This is a genomic window from Paenibacillus sp. V4I5, assembly GCF_030817255.1.
Classification (GTDB): domain Bacteria; phylum Bacillota; class Bacilli; order Paenibacillales; family NBRC-103111; genus Paenibacillus_E.
Window position 1 is genome coordinate 2,801,620 of sequence record NZ_JAUSZB010000002.1, and the last position, 20,729, is coordinate 2,822,348.

At 44.9% G+C, this 20,729-nt stretch carries 19 protein-coding genes; 8 read left to right on the forward strand and 11 right to left on the reverse strand.

What is annotated here, in order from left to right; all coding sequences use genetic code 11:
* Positions 1-10: 10 nt before the first annotated feature.
* Positions 11-1,108: a GerAB/ArcD/ProY family transporter gene (locus tag QFZ78_RS14710; RefSeq protein ID WP_373461031.1), complete on the reverse strand. Its 1,098-nt coding sequence runs from the start codon at positions 1,106-1,108 to the stop codon at positions 11-13.
* Between the two features lie 135 nt (positions 1,109-1,243).
* On the opposite strand from QFZ78_RS14710, the gene QFZ78_RS14715 reads away from it, so the two are divergent.
* A complete protein-coding gene (locus QFZ78_RS14715; RefSeq protein WP_307548561.1) occupies positions 1,244-2,923 on the forward strand; it encodes a DUF2339 domain-containing protein in 1,680 nt (559 codons plus the stop codon).
* Between the two features lie 161 nt (positions 2,924-3,084).
* Here QFZ78_RS14715 and QFZ78_RS14720 read toward each other — a convergent pair whose 3' ends face one another.
* A complete protein-coding gene (locus QFZ78_RS14720) occupies positions 3,085-3,900 on the reverse strand; it encodes a putative periplasmic lipoprotein (RefSeq protein WP_307548562.1) in 816 nt (271 codons plus the stop codon).
* A complete protein-coding gene (locus QFZ78_RS14725; protein ID WP_307548563.1) occupies positions 3,900-4,916 on the reverse strand; it encodes a hypothetical protein in 1,017 nt (338 codons plus the stop codon). Before QFZ78_RS14725 ends, QFZ78_RS14720 begins: the two co-directional genes overlap by 1 nt.
* Positions 4,917-5,115: 199 nt before the next feature.
* Between QFZ78_RS14725 and QFZ78_RS14730 the strand changes: the two genes are divergently transcribed.
* The gene (locus tag QFZ78_RS14730) at positions 5,116-5,910 is read left to right on the forward strand and encodes an HAD family hydrolase (protein ID WP_307548564.1); all 795 of its coding nucleotides are present in this window, start codon (positions 5,116-5,118) and stop codon (positions 5,908-5,910) included.
* A gap of 213 nt (positions 5,911-6,123) precedes the next feature.
* Here QFZ78_RS14730 and QFZ78_RS14735 read toward each other — a convergent pair whose 3' ends face one another.
* On the reverse strand, positions 6,124-6,879 hold the full coding sequence (locus QFZ78_RS14735; protein ID WP_307548565.1) for a DUF975 family protein: 756 nt from the start codon (positions 6,877-6,879) through the stop codon (positions 6,124-6,126).
* A 13-nt stretch (positions 6,880-6,892) separates the two neighbouring features.
* On the reverse strand, positions 6,893-8,467 hold the full coding sequence (locus QFZ78_RS14740) for a phytoene desaturase family protein (protein WP_307548567.1): 1,575 nt from the start codon (positions 8,465-8,467) through the stop codon (positions 6,893-6,895).
* Between the two features lie 155 nt (positions 8,468-8,622).
* Here QFZ78_RS14740 and QFZ78_RS14745 point away from each other — a divergent pair, with 155 nt between their 5' ends.
* Positions 8,623-8,811: a uracil-DNA glycosylase gene (locus tag QFZ78_RS14745; RefSeq protein ID WP_307548568.1), complete on the forward strand. Its 189-nt coding sequence runs from the start codon at positions 8,623-8,625 to the stop codon at positions 8,809-8,811.
* 44 nt (positions 8,812-8,855) lie between these two features.
* Here the strand turns inward: QFZ78_RS14745 and QFZ78_RS14750 are convergent, their stop codons facing one another.
* Positions 8,856-9,629, reverse strand: coding sequence for a phytanoyl-CoA dioxygenase family protein (locus QFZ78_RS14750; protein WP_307548569.1), 774 nt, complete (start codon positions 9,627-9,629; stop codon positions 8,856-8,858).
* A 139-nt stretch (positions 9,630-9,768) separates the two neighbouring features.
* Here QFZ78_RS14750 and QFZ78_RS14755 point away from each other — a divergent pair, with 139 nt between their 5' ends.
* Positions 9,769-10,638 (forward strand): AraC family transcriptional regulator, encoded by an 870-nt coding sequence (locus QFZ78_RS14755; protein WP_307548571.1) that lies wholly within the window; start codon positions 9,769-9,771, stop codon positions 10,636-10,638.
* Positions 10,639-10,701: 63 nt separating this feature from the next.
* On the opposite strand, the gene QFZ78_RS14760 is transcribed toward QFZ78_RS14755, so the two are convergent.
* Positions 10,702-11,550 carry a phytanoyl-CoA dioxygenase family protein gene (locus tag QFZ78_RS14760; RefSeq protein WP_307548573.1) on the reverse strand — a complete coding sequence of 283 codons (849 nt, stop codon included), beginning with the start codon at positions 11,548-11,550 and terminating at the stop codon, positions 10,702-10,704.
* A gap of 166 nt (positions 11,551-11,716) precedes the next feature.
* Between QFZ78_RS14760 and QFZ78_RS14765 the strand changes: the two genes are divergently transcribed.
* The gene (locus tag QFZ78_RS14765) at positions 11,717-12,601 is read left to right on the forward strand and encodes a helix-turn-helix domain-containing protein (RefSeq protein WP_307548575.1); all 885 of its coding nucleotides are present in this window, start codon (positions 11,717-11,719) and stop codon (positions 12,599-12,601) included.
* Positions 12,602-12,745: 144 nt separating this feature from the next.
* Here QFZ78_RS14765 and QFZ78_RS14770 read toward each other — a convergent pair whose 3' ends face one another.
* Entirely contained in the window at positions 12,746-13,828 is a 1,083-nt protein-coding gene (locus QFZ78_RS14770; RefSeq protein WP_307548579.1) for a Gfo/Idh/MocA family protein, read from the reverse strand.
* Positions 13,829-14,017: 189 nt separating this feature from the next.
* Between QFZ78_RS14770 and QFZ78_RS14775 the strand changes: the two genes are divergently transcribed.
* Positions 14,018-14,191, forward strand: a complete 174-nt coding sequence (locus QFZ78_RS14775; protein WP_307548581.1) for a MerR family DNA-binding transcriptional regulator — start codon at positions 14,018-14,020, stop codon at positions 14,189-14,191.
* Positions 14,188-15,117, forward strand: coding sequence for a class I SAM-dependent methyltransferase (locus QFZ78_RS14780; RefSeq protein WP_307548583.1), 930 nt, complete (start codon positions 14,188-14,190; stop codon positions 15,115-15,117). Before QFZ78_RS14775 ends, QFZ78_RS14780 begins: the two co-directional genes overlap by 4 nt.
* Before the next feature lie 34 nt (positions 15,118-15,151).
* Here QFZ78_RS14780 and QFZ78_RS14785 read toward each other — a convergent pair whose 3' ends face one another.
* From QFZ78_RS14785 to QFZ78_RS14795, 3 genes are all read right to left on the reverse strand, one after another.
* The gene (locus tag QFZ78_RS14785) at positions 15,152-15,868 is read right to left on the reverse strand and encodes a response regulator transcription factor (protein ID WP_029197063.1); all 717 of its coding nucleotides are present in this window, start codon (positions 15,866-15,868) and stop codon (positions 15,152-15,154) included.
* Positions 15,869-15,964: 96 nt separating this feature from the next.
* Positions 15,965-17,761, reverse strand: coding sequence for a two-component system histidine kinase PnpS (pnpS, locus tag QFZ78_RS14790; protein WP_307548585.1), 1,797 nt, complete (start codon positions 17,759-17,761; stop codon positions 15,965-15,967).
* A 149-nt stretch (positions 17,762-17,910) separates the two neighbouring features.
* Positions 17,911-19,461: a fumarate hydratase gene (locus QFZ78_RS14795; RefSeq protein ID WP_307548587.1), complete on the reverse strand. Its 1,551-nt coding sequence runs from the start codon at positions 19,459-19,461 to the stop codon at positions 17,911-17,913.
* Between the two features lie 116 nt (positions 19,462-19,577).
* On the opposite strand from QFZ78_RS14795, the gene QFZ78_RS14800 reads away from it, so the two are divergent.
* Positions 19,578-20,714, forward strand: a complete 1,137-nt coding sequence (locus QFZ78_RS14800) for a polysaccharide deacetylase family protein (RefSeq protein ID WP_307548589.1) — start codon at positions 19,578-19,580, stop codon at positions 20,712-20,714.
* Positions 20,715-20,729: the final 15 nt, after the last annotated feature.

Here is a 20,729-nt window from a genome sequence, read left to right on the forward strand (position 1 = left end):
TCAAGTGATCTTAGTTCTTTGTTAGTGACTTTCGAATTGCGGCAACCCCTAGTATGAGAACCGGGTATAGGAGCCCCATGGTTAGAGCGTAGGGAACCCAAATTTTGTTATCAAATTCTGCCAAATAGGCAACATTGGGATAGACCACAAGCGAATAAACAACCAGAATCATTCCTAAAGGTAAAACGAGCGGGCGATAATTTGCCATATTTAAAAATTGTGCTAGTCCTATAACAAAACCATAAAAATAGATGGTTGTCTTATAGTAAACAGTTAGAAACCATATTCCCGCTATAAGGATTTCAACACGTTCCAAAAAATTACCAATGCTGATCTGTTTGGCCAAAGCATAGCTTGGATACATATGTCTTTCTGTCATTTGAACTCCTAATACCGATATGCATAAAAAGGTGATAATGACGAAGAACACTCCACCTAGTAAGGTAGCAATCAGAAAAGCTTTTTTTGCTTTGCGATATTGATTGACATGAGCAGGGAACACCATGAATAGAACGATAAAAGGAAGTGAAGCAGTACCCGCCACCGATAAGGCTCCTTTTATCAGGGGTTTTACTCCAGATGTGAACATCGGCTGCAGCTTTTCAATTCGAACCTCCGGTAAAAGACAAAGGACCAAAATAATAAATAGCATAATGATCCACGGAAAAAAAATCTCTGCAGCACGAATTAAGGTTTCAAGTCCAAGTCGTACCCCCATCACAACAACGAGGGCATATATAATATTGATAGCTTGAATAGGCGTGTCAGGCATCACTTGTGTGTTAATGAAATTTCCTAGATCGAACAAAACTGTAGTTGCTCCGACAAAACAAAATAAAATAAAAAATAGAGAGAGTAGTTTCCCTAGCCATTTACCAAACACTTTTTCATTATATTGAACTAAGGTCATGTCGGGAAAACAATCACTAACCCTGTTGTATAAGCATACGACTAACAAATTTAGGACAACTCCCAATATAGCTGCGAGCCATGCATCTTGTTTGGCATAAGCAGCAAGCCCCGATGGAATAAGCAGGATTGTCGTCCCAATCGTATAGATAATCACAAGTACAGTAAATTGGCGCACTGATATTTTAACGTCTTTCAACATAAATTCCCTCACCTGGTGATTCCATTTAATGATACTATTCCCATATTCCCAAGAATCATTAACAAGATATGGATTTTCTAATTGTTTCACATCATGATTAGGATTAAAGTATAGATAAAAGGGAGGGCTTTTATGCATTTGGAGTCACGTGTTGAGGCACTGGAATTGAAGGTCAAAGAACTCGAAGAACAACTGAGTATCCTGCTTGAAAGAACGAGCAAGTCGCAAGCTCAGCAAGTACATACGACGCAACCAACATTTGATCAAACACCGCAATCCACGCAGCACCGTCAGCATGAGGTGACAATACCCATCAAACAACCTGCGCCCCCAAGAGATTGGGAGCATTTGATCGCTCGCGTGTGGCTGCCGCGGATATTCATCGTCGTCTTTCTGTTAGGTGTCCTATGGGGCTTTACAGCAGCCGTTAATGCAGGGATTATCACCGAACCAGTTCGCTGCATACTGGGTGTCATCGTCGCTGGCTTCATGTATTGGCAAGGAGAAGTCCAAATTCGCCGCAAACGCATGGCTCTTGGGCAAGTGCTGCTCGGTGGATCCAGCGGAGTCCTTATTTTATCGCTTTTCGCAGCACATATGCTATTCGCGTTGATTCCATCCACACTTGCGTTCGTTCTATACATCGTATCTATCGCTGCTAGTGTATTTACTGCGGTCCGTCACCGCTCCCAGGCACTCATGATCATTACCTTACTCGCTGGTTACCTAGTGCCTTTCCTAGTCGATTCAGCCAAACCAAATATTTGGGTATTTGCAGGCTATGAAGGGTTATTTTCAATGGTCATGATCGTGTTATCATTGCGCTATTCCTTTCGTGGCGCTTATTTTACTGCGTTTGGAGTTCTACATCTTCCTTTACTCTTTTCAACTCTATTCGCAAATGAAATGGGCAACCGACCTGCTATCCTTACCGTCGTTATTTTGCAGCATTTGCTCCTCTTTGCGATATCTATCCTACGTTCTAAAGACAACCAGATTGGGCAGCGAATCACTTTATTCTTTAGCTTTGGCCTGCTCGCGGCGTGGACGTACGGCCTATATGGCGGTTCCAAAGATCGTGTCTTCTATGAATGGATGCTAGCGATATGGTCGCTTCTCTATAGCGGTACTTCTTTTTGGCTGTATCGTCAAAAGAGAGCTTTCTCCGTTCCGCTATCTATTGCAACGTTCAGCGTTTTCCTTTGGCTCATCTACGTGCTGCACGCGGATCAAGCCGGCTCCGCCATTCTTGTAGAAGGTGCAATCGCGCTATGTTTAGGTGCTAAATTCAAAAGCAAACTTCAGCAAATCAGCGGGGCTATCACTTATTTCATTGGGATGTTGTTCGTCCTCACTCACCCAATACGTGATCTATTGTCAGCCGAATCCTTTGCGTGGCTTGTACTCGTGGCAACCATTGGCGGTCTATATGCTTTCTACCGTGCCACACTTGAAGAAGGCCGTGCTCGAACTGAAATTAGTCTCCTCCTGTTATGGATGGAGTTAATACTCTTACTTGTCTATCTCACACAGCTGACTAATTCCCTGACACGAACGATAACCTATGATTACCAGCATTTGATACTTTCAGCAGTCTGGGTTGTTTACGCCATTCTACTCATCGTCTTTGGACTCATTGTCCAAAAGCCTAAAGCAAGGCTAGTGGGTATCATCTTCTTATTCGTCACCCTACTCAAAATTATTTTCATTGATTTACCTGACGTATCAACAACTATTCGCGCTATCCTGTTCATAGGACTTGGAGCCATTGGTGTAGGTATTTCTAGATTATTTTATAAACGGAAGGAATAGATTTCTCACGCGAAAAGGCCGCCCCGAGCCAATAAAAAAAAAGAGACCCACAGCAACGGGCCGTGGGTCTTAAGGTATATATATTTTAAAGGGGGTCGAGTTTTATTATAAGCCTATTTCATTAAGCCGAGATGAATAACACATTTCTTTTTGATTACAAATTATATTTTTATGATAAAAGGGACAATGAACACTTCATTACGATGCTGAAATTGACCCCAGATTTTGTAGATGCCACTTTTGGGAAAGTGGATGGTGAAAGCTGCATCAGGTCCGGAAGCTTTCGAATCATTCGGATGCACATGAACGAACTCCTTGGCATCTGAGCTTATAGCCACCACATGACCTAGACTGCCTAGATAAGGCTGCAAATCAGTTACAGGTTTTTTCGTTTCAGCACTTCTAATGGCAAAGTTCATTTTTAAATCCATACCCGCCATCAAATGGTCGAAGGAAAGATTTACTTCTTTGTCGCCGACTCTTTTCGTAAGATTCGTATCAGGTAGAAGTTTTTCTTCTTTCTTTTGCTGCCCATTAATCGTTACCCAATGGGTTTGAATCGTCTCACCCATGCCCTGCGGCGTAAAATCGGCGATCAGCTGATAGTGTCCACCAGCCGGGAACTTTGTCTTGATTTCAAATCGACCTCCACCGACATATTCGGGATGAAGATGGTCAAAATAGGTAAGATCCTTACTGACAACGATCAAGTGCAGCAGCTTTTCATGCATGATATCGAATTTATCAATCGGTTTATTCCATTTATTTTGGATGAGAATCGTCACAGATGCATCCTCATTAGGCAAATATTGCTTCGACGCGACTGAAAAATGAGCAATCGCGTCACTTTGGTGGACATGTGTTGAAGGAGATGTAGTCGTAATCGGCATCCCCATCATGTCATGTTTTGTGGGCCGCGTACCGCAAGCGGTGAGAAGGAGTGTCATACCTATAAGGACAATTACCGTTGTTCTCATCAGCTTTTTCTATGCACAATTGGAGCCGCTAGAATGCTTAACCCCATTGAACAGAGCCCACAGATGAACATCGTTCCTCCCCAAAGCTCCGGCGCCCAATCCAATGTATGAAAAATACTCAAATCCGCAAAATATAAGCCCCAGATTAAAACAGGAATCAAAAAGAAAGCAACCTTATATCGCCAATCGCTCGCTTCCAACTGTTTAATGGATCTAAATATCAAATCAGCAGCAATCCCGCTAATCAATAAAATCACAATAGATCCGTAATGAGAAAAGCCATCCAATATCGCCATTAGTACCGCTTGGAAAACAAAGAAATAAGTGACGGTACCGAATGGGAGCTTCCATCTTCTTATAACCAGCATGACAGGTAAGACTAACAGCATCGTTGTAACTAGGAAATCCACGACAGCTCTTGCAACCGCATCTTCTTCCCTTGCCATCCATAGATTTTGACGAAATGACCAAGCATACATGAGAAAGAAAGCCATGACAGCAAAGGTTAATGCAACCGAGGTCAAAGCAGGCAGCAATTGGCGAAAGGTAGGTGAAACCTCATCTTCAGCGCAACTTATCGCACGGTATGGACTGGTCAGGATCATAAATGCACCTGTCAGTAAAATCAAATGTGTTGGGCTCAACAACGCTGCTATATTCTCCTCAATTCCAAACACCGTATGCCAGTACATATCACCAAGACCACCTAAGAAAAAGATGATCACTCCTGCCACGCCAAGCTTGTAACCTGTCGGGATTGCCTGCACCCAAGTTGCATGACTGACCCTAGACTTGTTCTGATAAGTCAAATAGAAAATCCACACGGCACATGCCAGATACCCCGAATACAAAATGGCATGCCAAGGCGTAAAAAAGGTTTCAACGACACCGTGGTTATGAGCAAAGCCGTCAATAAATAAACCAACGATAAGCCACATCCCCATCAACATCGTGATCGTATGCTTGAAATTACCGATATTCGTTTTCGATTGCTGCATAGGTACCAGGACTGACAAACCCATCATCTCCTCAAATTTGTCTTCATACCCATATTATATGTCATAGCCTATGACATAGACAGGATAATGGAGATGACATCCTGCAATGCAGGATCTACGGCATCAATTTTTTAAATGATTTCCCCTTACTTTACGGTTGACTTCCTTTTATTTATGGAGCAAATTAATTATAGGACGTAGGGGAGGATTGTTTACAATGAAACCTATCAAAGCGATTATTTTCGATTTAGACAATACGTTACTATGGGATGAAAAAAGTATAAATGAAGCCTTTCAAGAAACATGCCGTATCGCTTCCGAGTCCGTCAACGTGGATCCTTCAGCACTTGAAAGTGCGGTACGTGATTCAGCTGAGCATCTATTTCGTACAATGGACTGTTATGAATTTGCTAAAATGATTGAGGTTACTCACTTGGAAGCACTCTGGGGACGCTTCGATTCGAAAGAGCATCCTTCCTTTCTGGAGCTAGAACAATTCGCCCCTATCTACCAGAAGGAAACTTGGAATCAAGGCTTACTTAAACTGGGCATCGATGATCCCCAATTGGGCCAAGTGCTTGCCGAGCGATTTGCTCGTGAGCGAAGAGAGCGCCCCTTGGTTTATGAGACAACTTTCGAGGTATTGAATGCTTTGAATCACAATTATCAACTACTGCTAATGACGAACGGCGCTCCCGACTTGCAGCAGGAAAAAGTAGACAGCATTCCTGGTTTAGCGGCTTACTTTGATCATATTCTTATATCCGGCTCCTTCGGCAAAGGGAAACCTGATCCGACTATTTTTGAGCATGCTCTGAATCTGCTTGGTACCACTGTGCAAGAAACCATCATGGTTGGCGATAATTTAGATACGGATATTAGAGGGGCGTTAGGAGTTGGCATGCGGAATGTGTGGATCAATCATCATAACCGCACGGCGCCGATTCACAATCGCCCTAGTTATGAAATAGCCACATTACCTGAATTGCTGGGGATTTTAAAGCCAGAATAGCGTTCACGAAATAAAAGGAATATGCGGCTTCCATGACTATTAGATGTCCGAATAGATTCCGTTGCACAATATCCAATGGAATGATATATTCACGAATAACATGTTGAATTTCATTGTATTTGCTCATTAGCTGCTCGATAATAAAAAAAAGGGCCAATCGACGTCATCGATTAGCCCTTTTTGCTACAAACTGCCCTCTTTCACAAGAGTCCATTATTTAAAAAACAAATTCAACTCCGCGCTGCTGCTTATCCCATCATGTAACGCTTGTTGACGAAGGACCAAGTAAAGCTCCGCTTTGGTTGAGTTATAGTAAGGCAGTACGAATAAAACACCTATTCCCAGTGCCAACGTGCCTAGAATAAACCAACCAATAAAGGAAAGATCCAACACAAACATTTTCCACTTCTGCCCACTTGTCATTTGATTGCTTAGATCAACAGCTCTCTTCATCCCAATTCCAGGATTATCCGCCAAAATATAAGGCGTCATGCTGTATGCATACGACTTCACGATACCTGGAATAATGAGCAGCAAAAACCATAAGAAGTTAAGTAGGCCGCTCCAAAACATACCCTTAACAATTGCTAAGTAATTGCCTTTCGTAAATGAATAAACGAGATAGTTCATGTTTACATCATCTTGTGCAGCTTGTTTAAAATATTGTTGTACGCTCACTTTTAGCGGAGCCACAACGAAGATATTAAAAGCTAACGCCACTAGACCAATCACGGCTGCCAAGAAGACAATGATAAGGATAATAGCGAGACCTGCTCCGTCGGAGATATCGCCCATTCCGCCGCTAAACCCGGGAAGACTCATCGATGTACTTCCACCCGAATTAAATGAGCAGCTTGATACCCCGCCACTCACCACCGCAAATACCAAACTAACCAGAAAAGCTTTCCAATACGATGTCCGCAGAACGTTCTTTGCTCTGATCTTTAATTCCCTGCGCGTCCAATACAAATTATCTCCCCCTTTATTTCAACAGCTTTTGGGCGACAATATAACCCGATCCTCCATTGATCCCGTGCCCTGGCCAAGTTGCCGCACCTAGCATATACAAGTTTGGAATCTCTGTTTGATGGCTTGGCTGCCCCGGCAGTGGCCGAAACAGATAGCTTTGCGCCAAATCATGGGCTCCGCCATATGGATCACCTGGACCAGAATTTGGATTGAATCTGGCAATCATGTCTGGCGTAACAACGGCATGACCAATAATTGCACTCGGGATATTAGGGATATGCTTGCCTACAATCGTAAGTACTCGCTCAGCGAAACGCTCTGTAAGCTCCGGTGTCCAACTGCCATCACCGATATCGATAAGGCCAGCGGCATCGCCGCGAGGGCGGCAAGGCACCTCAAGTACCTGAATACGCATGATGGCCTTCCCTTCAGGCGCACGAGACGGATCCAGATTCGTGGAACAATCCACCGTGAAAGTCGGTTTTGCTGGAAGCAAATCCCCCATTCCTTGCGCAATGGCCTGTGTGAATCCATCAAGTCCATCCGTTAAATGCGGCTGACCGACCTTAGTAAAGCGAGCATCTGGCCACTGCGGCGGTTCACTCAGAGCGAGATGGATCTGTACACAGCCCCTACCATAGCGGAACCGCTTCGCTTGTTCGATCAGCGGGGGACTAATTTCAGCATCAGCCAAAAGGGAGAGATAGAGTCGATCTGGACTTGTTGACGCAACGACTGCTTGCTTCGCCCGATACTCCTCTCCCTTCGAAGTTCGCACACCAACTGCACGTCCGTTCTTCACGACAATTCGCTCCGCTTCCTGTTCTGTGAGGATGACACCACCTTGGTCCTGAATAAGCTGGGCAAGTGCTTGGGCAAGCTTTTCGCTTCCACCTTCGGGAATCGGCATTCCCCCTCCCATTAATGCCATTGCTGTGAGAGGCACCCAAATGCCGCTGCCGACTTCATCAGGCGTACGCCCAAGATGAGATACCCACGGCGCCAACATTGATCGGAGTACAGGAGATTGAAAAGAACTTACGGTATTACGAGCGGTTGAGAAGATGGAGGCCGCAAATTCGGAGTATCCTTTACTTCCCTTATTATGTAATAGTTTCTCGATGATAGTTGAGGCTTTGGAACGTGATAGATCCAAATTAAATAAAGCAAAAACATCCGCAGCATAAGGATTGAATGCCTCGAACATGGCCGCTAAAGCAGCTCCATCGCCAGGGGCAAGTCGTTCGGCCTCTGCAAGTAACGCCTCGAACGATCGTGAGAATACCGCCGTTCGCCCGTCCTCCATAGAGACTCCAGTTGGCAGGTCCGTGTTTAAGTAGCGTAATCCGCGAGCCTCAAGTGCTTCACCAAGATCGGCATAGGCCGGACCTGTCAATAGTAGAGGGTGAGCCGCAGCATAGACATCATGCTTGAACCCCGGTAAAGTAAGCTCCTCCGTACGCAGGAAACCGCCTGGACGATCATTTTTCTCCAGAACGAGTACGCTCCTCCCAGCGCGTGTTAAATAGGCAGCCGTAATCAAAGCATTGTGGCCGCTCCCAATTAGGATGACATCGAAAGTTTTCAACTCCCATTCCCTCCTCACAGTGACTTCCATCATGGATAATACTAACCTAATGGCTGTGAGAGGTTTGCCTCTTCTTGTCGACAGATCCAATCCTATTTTCTATTCATCATTTTAATAGGTTATAATAGATTTATCTTAAAATAAGAGGGACAGATATGACAGAATCACAACGTATTAACTGCATGAAATGCCAACATTTCTACATTACATGGGATGCCAATTTCCCAAGAGGCTGCAAAGCATATGGCTTCAAAACACAGACAATGCCCAGTCTTCGTGTACTTTCGTCTTCTGGCAAGCCCTGTATGAACTTTGAACCGAAAGCAGATTCCAAACAGAAGTAATGAAAAAAAAGAGGCCACCCTAAGGCGCCTCCTACTTCCTTCTACTAGATGATTTTAAAATCAGGTTTCACCTTCGTGAAATTCGGATTCTTCCCGCTAACCATAAGACCCATACCCCAATCAAAATGCGTATTTTCGGTCGGAAAATCACTGGCGTCGCGGTATTGGAACAATACATTCCTTCTTGTTCTAGAGCTCTTATTCGATTCTGATCCGTGAATTGTCAAGTAATTGAAGAACAGAACATCACCCGCTTCAGCTACGCAAGGCGTCCCCTCTTTAATCGGATACTCCTTATGATTCAAATAATAAGAGCCCACATGTGGCAAGGAGCCAGTGCGATGCGAACCTGGAATGACACGCAGGCAGCCGTTCTCCTCATCTGCATGATCCAGATGCACACTGGCAGCTAGCATGGAATGCTTTTCGTGCGGAAAATAAGGGTAATCCTGATGCATCGGGAAAGCTGCGCCATTCTCTGGCGGTTTAACGAGCATTTTGGAATGATGCAGCTGCACGTTAGGACCAATAATCTGCGTCAGCACAGCAGCCATATTCGGATGAATCACGGCTCGCATAAAAGCGGCATCGTGATAATGCACATCATGAAAGCCTTTTAAGACTAGCTTTTTCAGCTCCTCTGCCGGAAGAAAGTCGCCCTGCCATTGTGAATTATGATCAGCCTTTGATTGTGCAGCACGGCTAATGATCCCCTCTACGCCTTGTCTCATTTCTTCAACTTCCTGTTGATTGAAAACTCCCTTAACGAGTAAATACCCATTTTCTTTATAAAAATCTACATCTTTTTGTTCGATCACAGGCCATTCCTCCATTTATCCGGTTGATATTTATTCGCTTTCTTATTTATAATTATAGGAAAATGAATGAATTCTGTCTTTTTCTCCAAAGGACACTTTTTTGCAGAATAAGGACATTTAAATATAAAGGATGAAGCCTATGTATCTATGTAAAGAAACCGATTCTATGCTTAATGAAGTCCTTAACGTCATTCATGGACCCGCTGCTTGCTTCAAAATTCAATATTGGGGAGTTAACCCTTGCCTGTTTGACAATCAGCCCCATAAGCATTCTTTCTTTGAGGTTTGTTATGTCATGGACGGTGAGGGAGAGTATACGGAAAATGATATTGTCTATCCACTTAGAGCAGGTACACACTTTTGCTCGCGACCGGGAATTAATCATCAAATCCGCACAAAAGAAGGCTTATTTATTGCTTATGTCGCATTCGAATTAGATGAAACACAAAGCGATGATACTATGCGTGAAGCCTTCAGCGATCTAGCTGAGCATGCCGAGGTTTGCATCCATGAAGCAGATCATCACCCAACTGCCCACTTGTGGAAGTCACTCTTGATTCGAGAAGGGAACGGGAGCTTGCCGCCTGCTGCGATTCCCTCGCTTGCCTACGCACTTCTAGTATCCTTTCTTTCATTATTCGGAAAAGACATGACTAAACCTTACTTTCACCGTAAAAATACACATATTCTGCTGCAGCGCGCCAAGCTTTATATCCGTGATAACTTATCCCAGCCGCTTCATCTTGGACATGTTGCTGGTTATCTCAACGTCTCAGAACGTCATCTATCACGCTTATTCTCTGAGGGCATACATGAAACTTTTACCGACTTCATTCGAAGTGAACGCATACGCCAAGCGGCCCACCTGCTTCTGACAAGCGAGCTTTCAATTAAGGAAATTGCCGAAGTCACAGGCTTTTCTTCTGTCCATTATTTTTCTCGTACCTTTATGGAAGAGAAGAAGCTGCCACCAGGCAAATTCCGACAGCAGGAAAAGATTCGTATGTAAGATAGTAACTCTTTTCATAAAAAAGCTCGCCCCCTCTTCAAAAAATGAGGGGGCGAGCTTTGTTTAATTAGCTTCACGGCTGTAAACCAATGGATTTAACGCAGTTGCCGCCAAATCGCCTGGTTGAATGCCGGGAAACCAAGCTTTCAAATCATTCTCACGCGCTTTACTATCCGGCTCGGCTACTCTTATTCCGTCGGCGTAATAAATCACGGTCATCACTTTACGCATGGTGTCCGTAGGGTTTCCAGGCGCGCTGTGCAGTGTCCACCCGGAGTGGAATGTTGCATCGCCTGCCTCCATGGCGCCGTGAGACATCGTTTCGAAGCCTTTGCCTTCAATGTACCCGGCAAGCGTTCGATGGGATTCGTCGGAAATAACCATTTTATTAATGTAGCCCATAAGATGGGACTCCGATGCAAAGGTCATAGATCCCACCTCTTGGGAAATGGGAACTAACGGCATCCACATGGTAATCGTCTTGTCTGTATCGAGCGGCCAATAGATTTGATCTTGATGCCACGGCGTATGACCTCCGTGAGGTTCTTTAAACAGGGCTTGATCATGATAAATTCGCACCCCATTCACCCCCATTAAATCAGCCGCGATTTTGGCAAACCGTTTAGCTAGAACGAATCTCTGGATCGCTTCACTTTTCTCCCACAGATTTGAGATTTGAATAAAGGCCTTTCCATACGTATCTCGCTGCTCTAGTGGCTTGTCATGCTTGTTCAACTCTTTCACCAAGTGACTAATAACAGGCTCATAGGCAGCGATTTCTGACTTGCTTGCCACCTGTCTAAGAGCAATATGTCCATTTTTCTGATAGCTTTCTTTCTGCTGTGCAGACAATTCATAGTTGTCTTCCAAAGAGGGTAACTCATTTCTTTTATTTGTTTCCGGAATGCTCATCCTCTGCTCACCTCTTTGTATAATTATAGCTTTATTATAGAAGGCATATAGTTCGAAATCTTTGTCAAACAAGGTTTTATTATTGTCAAAAACAACTGGATTATATGTACAATGAAGGACTACAATAAGATAAGAAAAGAATGATTGGTACGAGAAAGGGATCTGCATGCTCAACGTATTATTGAAACAACATTCGATTGTTCCATTTGTTAGGCAAAGTGAATTTGCTGTTCGAAAACCGTGGATATATCCGGAGCGCAGGTTGCTTGATTACTTATTCGTTTATATTCAAGAGGGCACTTGCTGTTTTTGGGTAGATCATAAGAAGTATATGTTTCAAGCGGGTCAATTCTGCCTCGTACAGCCTGGAAGCTTACTAACGCTCGAAGGGCTGACTAACACAGTTACGCCTTATATTCATTTTGATTTATGTTATAATTCCGAACGCGAAAACAGCTTCCCCACCCGACCCGGTCAGATTGATTTATCGGCTTATATGAACCTGATGCAGCCAACAATCAATGATCTATTTGGGATTCAAATGCCAGTTCATGTCCATCCCTCCAACCCATCTAAATTGAAAGAAACGCTTTTTCAGGTTATTGAGTATGCGCAGCAACAGGACCCGCTCATTCAACTTAAAACCCAACATTTCGTTACGGAAATTATCATTTCTCTACTAGAAACTTACTATCAGGCGACACAGACACCTACACATTCGTTCAACTGGATTACTTCTTACTTTTCCAATCATCTAAGCGAACCCATTTCATTAGAGGACATGGCGAATCGAGCTAGCCTATCTGTTTCCAGATTTAGTTTCATGTTCAAGCAGCGATATGGGATCTCGCCTCACCAATATTTAATCAACATGCGGGTTAATCACGCCAAGGAACTGCTCACAAACACAGATCTTAGTCTCGAATCTATAGCGCTCTATTGCGGTTTTGCTGATTTACACCATTTCTCCAAAATGTTCAAGAAAAGAACGGGGTCTACACCTGGTGAACATCGAAAAGCTAACAAAAGCATTTTATGGGAAAACCTCTAGGCCATTCAAAGATGAGCGACCTAATAGGAAAGCCGTTTTCTGGAACAGGAAACTTATACTTTCCTATGTGGTAGCACAAATAATCCCCTTCCTCAATAACATATCGAGGAAGGGGATTTTTCATTTCCCAGGAAATAGTCGAAACTAGTCGAAATAAACGGCTTTCCCTGTTTTTGCTGATTCATAAATAGCTTCTAAGATTTCGGATACGACACATGCTTGCTCAGGGGTTACAACCGGATCTGTATCATTTTCGATCGCTTGAATCCATAGGCGCATTTCTAAATCCGGCGCACTTTCTGTTTCACCATCGTAGAAGGCTACTCCGCCAGCTTTCAATTCAACTTCGGTCGTGTATAAGCGGCTGTGCTTTTCACCATTAATTCGAAGACCGCCTTTCATATCAGCGCCGCCTTCTGTTCCGCTTAGTGTACATTTCGCTTCATCCACTTCAAGTGTATTAAGCGCCCAGCTTGATTCAAGAATAATCGTAGCACCATTTTTCATTGTAATCATACCAAATGCGGAATCCTCAACTGTGAACTTGGAAGGATCCCAAGGTCCCCAAGCATTTGCTGCATTTTCTCGTTGGGATAATTTATGATAAGAAGTACCCAATACAACCTTCGGCTCATAGTTGTTCATCATCCACATTGTTAAATCAAGTGCATGCGTACCGATATCGATCAGCGGGCCTCCGCCTTGCTTTTCCTCATCAAGGAAAACGCCCCAAGTAGGTACCGCGCGGCGACGAATCGCATGAGCCTTAGCGAAATAAATCTCACCTAGCTCGCCTTCCGAGCACAACTGGTGTAAATGTTGGCTATCGCCGCGGAAGCGATTGTTGTAACCAACTGTGAGCTTCTTGCCTGTGCGCTTAGCTGCTTCCACCATACGGCGTGCATCTGAAGCTGTTTTGGCCATCGGCTTCTCTGACATGACGTGCTTGCCTGCTTCTAATGCAGCAATCGTGATTTCCGCATGTGAATCATTTGGCGTACAGACATGAACGATGTCAATGGAACTGTCCTTCAGAACCTCGCGGTAATCTTCATATACACGAGCGTCTTCTTTGCCATACTTAGCAGCAGCTTCTTGCGCTTTTTCAGAAATAATGTCACAGAAAGCAACCATTTCTACATTCTTTAATTTGTTCAAACTTGGCATGTGCTTGCCATTGGCAATACCTCCACAACCAATAATTGCTATACGATACGTTTTTGACATGATGATCCTCCTTAGAGTCTTACTTTAGTAAAACTTCATTCGTAATATAAGCCTTAGCATGTATAACCGTTAGGCTTCTCACAATTGCTCATAGCTAGTACTATATAAGAGTATAACAAAAACCTACAAAAATAAAATTTCTGATCTGGCGAAAATTGTATGCAATTGTGCCATGATGGAGGACCATACATGCTTATTAACGAAATTTCCCGCAAACTTGGCATCACAGCCAGAGCCATTCGCTTCTATGAGCAGAAAGGACTGATAAAACCTGCAAAGCAGAAAGACAATGGTTATCGAACCTATACGGAACAAGATGCGTGGGATTACAAACCATTATCTCTTTACGGGAAGTCGGAATGACATTGGAAGATATTCGTCAAACCTTAGCCCAAACCGATTTAAATCAACAAGAGGAAGTGCTAAGCGCCCTGCAGATGCAGCGTTCGATGCTGTTTGAACAGTGGACAGAAATGAAACAAATCATTGGAACAATGGATCAGATGATCCAAGCCGCTCAAGGAAGCAGCATACTGCCGACTGAACTGCTTTACGAGCTAGCTCAGCAAAGCAAGGAGCTGCGTGACCTACGGGGAAGCTGGCGTGACCATTGGGATTTCGACCGAAAGGCCCAACTGTTTGATGAGCTGCTGCAGCCTGCTACTTCGTTTGTAGATACCACAGAAAACGGCACCCTGAACGACATCGAAACGAGCAGCGCTCCCGTATATACTAGCTACGAAACAGCATTAGACAAAATCGCCCAGCTTATCTCTCCTGCTCAGGGCCTTAAGGGGCTTGATGTAGGTACAGGCACCGGCAACTTAGCCGGCAAGCTGCAGCAAATCGGCCTAACCATGTCAGCCATTGACCAATCCAAGCAAATGCTCAAGCTTTGTGCTGCCAAATATGGTGACATCGAACTCAAGCTCGGCAATGTACTGGCCATTCCGTTCATGGATGGAACGTTTGATTATGTTGTCAGTTCGTTTGCCCTTCATCATCTGACAGAAGCGCAGAGGGAGCTCGCCTGGGGTGAAATGCTGCGGGTATTGAAACCGGGCGGAGTCGTATGCATAGCCGATTATATGATGCAAGACCGAAATGAGGCAGATGCATTTCTAGCCAACCTCATCTCGACTAAAGCTACTAAGCTGCCTATGATGCATGAGCAAGTCGATCTCTACATGACGCATACTCATCTAACAGAGTGGTTACTCTCTCATACTCGCCAAGTTAAATCGGAGCCATTGGGGAACAGCATTTACGTTGTTTACGCACAAAAATGAGCCTGGGCCGCTGTTAACCAGCACCCAAGGCTCATTATTTTTTGACCATACTTGCTACCAGCTTATAACCAACGCCACGGATTGAATCGATTTGAACAGACTGTTGATTCATTTCCAGTTTCTTACGAAGCGAGCTCACATGAACATCTACGGTTCTTTGGCCGCCAATATAGTCAAAACCCCAAACGATATTCATTAGATCGTCTCTTGTTACGACGACGCCCGGGCGCTGCACGAGATAAAGCAAGACCTCAAACTCCTTCGGTCTTAACGGAATGGAATCCCCGTTCAGAACGACTTCATATTTCTCCGGATAAATGAACAATTCACCCGCCTGAATCACTTTCTCATTGCTCTTTAGTTTGTCCGCTGCCACGTCCTCCGATTGTGTTCTTCGCAGAACGGCAGAGACGCGGGCAAGCAATTCCGCCACCCCAAAGGGCTTCGTTATATAATCATCAGCACCGTGCTTAAGACCTTGCACCACTTCATCCTCAGCATTACGTGCCGTTAAAATAATAACAGGTGTGCTGTTTCCTTTCTGCCTAAGCTTCGCCAATACTTCGAATCCATTCAGTCCAGGCAGCATAATATCAAGAATAATTAAGTCGTAAGTCTGCTGCAACGCCTCTTGAAGCCCATCGCCACCATGATCGACAACCTTCGTATCATACCCGTCCTGAGATAGGTTGTACGATAGCAATCGAGCTAGAGTTGGCTCGTCTTCAATAACTAGTATTTTTTGTGCCATGGGATCCCCCGCGTTTACAGTATATTTACATTGCACAACCTCATTTTATCACATGATTGTAAAAACAATGTAAATGTTTCATCATCGCTGTGTAAATTAGTGTATAACAGGCAATTCAATCGTGAACCGCGTACCGACGCCAACCTCACTATCGACCCGAATCGTTCCTTTATGCAGCTCAACTAAATGCTTCACAATCGATAATCCTAATCCCGTTCCGCCTGAGCTTCTGGAGCGCGCTTTATCTACACGATAGAATCTCTCGAAAATTCGCGGTAAATCCTTCTTAGGAATGCCCATACCCGTATCCGAAACAATTAACCGCAGCCGTTCATAATCCCCATCAACATTCTTATCGAGTGGTTCTACACGCACTTTTACTTTGCCGCCATCATGTGTATATGCAATACCATTAGAAAGCAGATTGATGATAATTTGCCGTAATCGATCTTCATCCGCCTCGATATAAATATCGTCATCGACCAGCATACTTAGTTCTATATGCTTCTTCTCCGCTTCTTTTCGTAACACACTTAACGATCTCTCAAGAAATTCAGGCAAGTAAATCGGCGAAAAATTCATCGGAATCCGCTTCGATTCAATTTTGGACAACTCCAGAATATCCCCAATCAATCGATTCAACCGCTCACTCTCGTCAAAAATGATCTGTAAGAACGAAACGGCCGTTTCCTTATCGTTTAGCGCACCAGCCAGCAGTGTTTCGGCAAAGCCTTTAACGGCGGCAATTGGCGTCTTTAATTCATGCGATACATTCGCGACGAATTCACTGCGCATCCGCTCAAGTCTGCGTACAGCTGTAATATCGTGAATAACGATAAGAACACCCGACCATTCCTCATCTTCATGGGCAATTGGACTCAAATGAATATCGAGAATTCGCTCTGCCGGATAATAGAAAACCATCTCATCGCGAATTGAATCTTGTGTCTCTATGCATTCTTGTATCAACTTTGTAAACTCATATTGCTGCTTGGCTTCATTATATTTCTTCCCCAGAAGCTCCTGCGAGGAGAAACCTAAAATGTATTCCGCAGAAGGATTTAAAAGCATAATCCGCTCTTCACGGTCAATCATCATGATTCCGCTCATCATATTTTCCATAACACCTTGAAGCCTGCGTTCATTTTCCTGAATCCGTGCCATTTGCTGCTGCAAACTTTCGGACATGCGATTAATCGCCTGACCCAGCTGTCCAACCTCATCATTACTGTAAGCAGGAACGCGTGATTGGTAGTTCATATTCGTAATTTGCTGGGCTACTTTTGTCATCTTCTCGATGGGGTGAGTAATCCCCTTCGCAATCCGATAACTAACGATTCCTGCGATCAGGAACAAAATGATCAACCCGGAAATCAGGAAATACCATAAGCTGCGAATCGACTTCCCTACCTGTTCCAAGCTCATCGAAATACGCAAAAATCCTGTTATCTCCTGCGCTTCATTCTTCACTGGAATAGCGGCATACAATCTATTTTCCTTCAGCGTATCGCTGTAACGAGTGATGTAGCCGACTCCATTCGCTGCTGCTGAAGCAATCTCCGGTCGATTCAAGTGATTGTCCATCTGTTCGGGTCTTTGATCGGAGTCACCTAGTACTTTTCCATCTGCTCGAACATACGTCAATCTCTCATTCGTTGCTTCTTTAAGGTTTCTGGCTTGTTCAGAATAGTAAGAAATCAACTCCGCATCGGTACCTTTTCGGTTCCAATCCCCAGTTACCATAATTACTTGCAGCTCGCGTTCCATATTGTCTTGAAATGACTTTATGTGAGAATTCTCAAGCACCTTTGCCATGAAAATGCCCGCAATCAGCATCGAACAACCAATCAATAAAATCAAAATAAAAGTGAGTCTGGCACGGAATTTGGTCATCTGATTCTAAGCCTCCGATGGTTTCAGTCTGTCCATTTTCATGAGTAAAAACAAAAAGAAAAGGGCTACTCTACATAGTAACCCTTTCTTTCGTGCCTAATCCAGTATTTTTTTTGTAAAGATGAAGGATAAGTGCATGGCATAGAAAATTATTTAAAAACAGGTTCTTTCAGTGCTGCCAGCTTCTCAAGTGAATTCTTCTCTACGTCAGCATGCAGGCTGTTACCGTGTGAATCCATCGTTACAATAGCAGCGAACCCTTCTGTTTCTAGGTGCCACATGGCTTCCGGAATTCCGAATTCCATATAGTCAACGCCTTCAACTTTCTTAAAGCACTGTGCGTAGTATTGCGCAGCACCACCGATAGCGTTTAAATAGACGCCGCCATGATCTTTCAAAGCTGCTAACGTTTTCGGTCCCATTCCGCCTTTACCGATGACTGCGCGAATACCGAATTTCTTGATAATATCACCTTGGTAAGGCTCCTCACGAATACTTGTCGTCGGTCCAGCCGCTTTTACGTGCCATTCGCCAGCTTCATCCTTACTCATCACCGGTCCGCAATGATAAATCGCAGCCCCATTCAGATCTACCGGCGCATCATGATCCATCAAATATTTATGCAGCGCATCGCGTCCTGTATGCATCGTACCATTAATGACTACGACATCACCGACTTTCAGGCTGCGGATTTGCTCTTCCGATATGGGCGTTGTCAATACAATCTCACGACGCTCTTCTTTTGGCGTATTCTTAGCTTCTTCTGCACTCGCTTCGAAAGCCTCTTGGAAAGAAACCTCTGTCCCTCTTGGGTAGGACCATCCATTAATTTCGCCAGTTTCCGCATTCAAGACCACGCCTTGACGACGGAACGCCCAACAGTTGTAAGCAACGGAAACGAAGAAGCTTGCTGGCAATCGGTTCATTACGCCAACTTTACAGCCAAGCAGTGTCACTTGACCGCCGAAGCCCATTGTTCCAATACCAAGCGTATTGGCATGCTCCATGACGTACTCTTCTACCTTGCGCAGCTCCGGATGTGGATTCACATCATCAACATGACGGAATAATTGGTGCTTAGCCAGCTCGTATCCGCTAGTACGGTCGCCTCCAATACCTACGCCGATGAAACCCGCGCTGCATCCTTGACCTTGCGCTTGGTAAACCGCATGCATTACACATTTGCGAATGCCGTCAAGATCACGTCCCGCTTTACCTACACCTTCAAGATCGGCAGGCAAGCTGTATTGAATATTTTTGTTCTCACAGCCGCCGCCTTTTAGAATCAACTTCACTTCGATATCATCACGTTCCCATTGCTCGAAATGAACAACCGGCGTACCAGGCCCAAGATTATCTCCGCTGTTTGCACCTGTAAGGGAGTCTACGGAGTTCGTGCGCAGCTTACTGGCTTTGGTTGCATTCGCAACCGCTTCTAAGATTTGCTTCTTCATGATAATTTGGTTTGCCCCAACCGGACAGTGTATAATAAACGTTGGCATACCCGTATCCTGGCAAATTGGGGATACATTGCATTCCGCCATATGGATGTTATCCGCAATGCGGGATAGAGATAGTGCAGAACGCGTGCCTTTGTCCTCATTTTCCTGAGCGGCTTGTACCGCACGGCGCACATCACCGGGAAGGTTTGTGGAAGTTTCGACAATCAAATCGTAGACGCTTTGATAAAAATGCTGCATGACTAGGTCTGGCTCCTCTCTCAAATACACACATAATAATAATTACAAACTATTATAACATACCTCCCATGAAGAGTTCGATGGTTCTTGTGAGGAAAACAAGGAGATTCGCTGACATGTACAAAAGAATCGCAATTTCGATTCTAGTTAGCCTGATTGGGCTCACCCTTTTGCTTACGCCGCTGCAGGCTAAGCGCTCCGGGGATATTTACTACCAGGACCAAGTAGCCGTTCTTATGTATCATCATGTGCATGAAAAAGACACTAGCTCTAGCACAATTACAAGCTCGCTGTTTCAAAATCAGCTTCAGTCCCTACTTAGCAAAGGCTATCATTTCATTTCCTTAGAAGAGTTCAAACAGTTCATGGAAGGCGCTACCGTTCCATCCAATGCCGTGCTGGTTACATTCGATGATGGCTATCAAAGCTTCTACACAGCGGCCTATCCGATTTTGAAAAGCTTTCGAATTCCCGCTGTAAACTTCGTTATTACGAATGACTTAACGAATCCGCTTGGGTCCTACATCCCTTCTATGTCGAAGGAACAAATCAATGAGATGACGCATGCCACGAACTTTATCGATATTGGCTGCCATACGGACAAACTACACCACAAGCTTCCAAGTGGTAAAGCTGCTCTAGTTGGAAGATTGGATGCTGAAAGCGATGATGCCTATAAGCAGCGTGTGTTCAAAGATACGCAAGCTTGCATCGGCAAGCTTGCTGGGTTGACAGATGTGCCGCTTGACACGATGGCGTACCCATTCGGCATCACATCGCCAGCGGCGACAGAGCAGGCTGCGGAGGCGGGCATCCGCTACGCCTTCACGATTTCGCCGGAGATGGCGACGCGAAGCGCCGATCGCCTGTTGATCCCGCGGATCAATGCGGGCAGCCCCGGCATCACGCCGGAGCTGCTGCATCGGCAGATACAGCGCCGGGTCATGGCGCAGCCGGGCAGTGCCCCACTGCGCGTGGATGCGGCCGCTGCCGCAGCGCAGCTTGGCGGCAGCGCTGACCTAGAAGGCGGAGTGCTTCGCCTCCGCCTCGGGCAAGAGGCATTCACCCTGCAGGTGAATGCGAAGGTAGCGACGCGCGAGAAAGCGCGCGTCACGCTGCGGCAGCCTGTGCTGCGCGAGCACGGACTGGTCACGATCGCGCTAGATGATCTTGGCGCGCTGATCGGGCAACCGCTCGTCTACACCCCTGCCACCGGAAAGGTGGCTGCTAGGGTGACGCCGAGCGTCAAATAGGCCATTAGATAGATT

Coding starts and splice junctions, on each gene's coding strand:
- QFZ78_RS14715 (WP_307548561.1), top strand. CDS start 1,244: ATGCATTTGGAGTCACGTGTTGAGGCACTGGAATTGAAGGTCAAAGAA.
- QFZ78_RS14720 (WP_307548562.1), bottom strand. CDS start 3,900: ATGAGAACAACGGTAATTGTCCTTATAGGTATGACACTCCTTCTCACC.
- QFZ78_RS14730 (WP_307548564.1), top strand. CDS start 5,116: ATGAAACCTATCAAAGCGATTATTTTCGATTTAGACAATACGTTACTA.
- QFZ78_RS14745 (WP_307548568.1), top strand. CDS start 8,623: ATGACAGAATCACAACGTATTAACTGCATGAAATGCCAACATTTCTAC.
- QFZ78_RS14755 (WP_307548571.1), top strand. CDS start 9,769: ATGTATCTATGTAAAGAAACCGATTCTATGCTTAATGAAGTCCTTAAC.
- QFZ78_RS14760 (WP_307548573.1), bottom strand. CDS start 11,550: ATGAGCATTCCGGAAACAAATAAAAGAAATGAGTTACCCTCTTTGGAA.
- QFZ78_RS14765 (WP_307548575.1), top strand. CDS start 11,717: ATGCTCAACGTATTATTGAAACAACATTCGATTGTTCCATTTGTTAGG.
- QFZ78_RS14770 (WP_307548579.1), bottom strand. CDS start 13,828: ATGTCAAAAACGTATCGTATAGCAATTATTGGTTGTGGAGGTATTGCC.
- QFZ78_RS14775 (WP_307548581.1), top strand. CDS start 14,018: ATGCTTATTAACGAAATTTCCCGCAAACTTGGCATCACAGCCAGAGCC.
- QFZ78_RS14780 (WP_307548583.1), top strand. CDS start 14,188: ATGACATTGGAAGATATTCGTCAAACCTTAGCCCAAACCGATTTAAAT.
- QFZ78_RS14785 (WP_029197063.1), bottom strand. CDS start 15,868: ATGGCACAAAAAATACTAGTTATTGAAGACGAGCCAACTCTAGCTCGA.
- pnpS (WP_307548585.1), bottom strand. CDS start 17,761: ATGACCAAATTCCGTGCCAGACTCACTTTTATTTTGATTTTATTGATT.
- QFZ78_RS14795 (WP_307548587.1), bottom strand. CDS start 19,461: ATGCAGCATTTTTATCAAAGCGTCTACGATTTGATTGTCGAAACTTCC.
- QFZ78_RS14800 (WP_307548589.1), top strand. CDS start 19,578: ATGTACAAAAGAATCGCAATTTCGATTCTAGTTAGCCTGATTGGGCTC.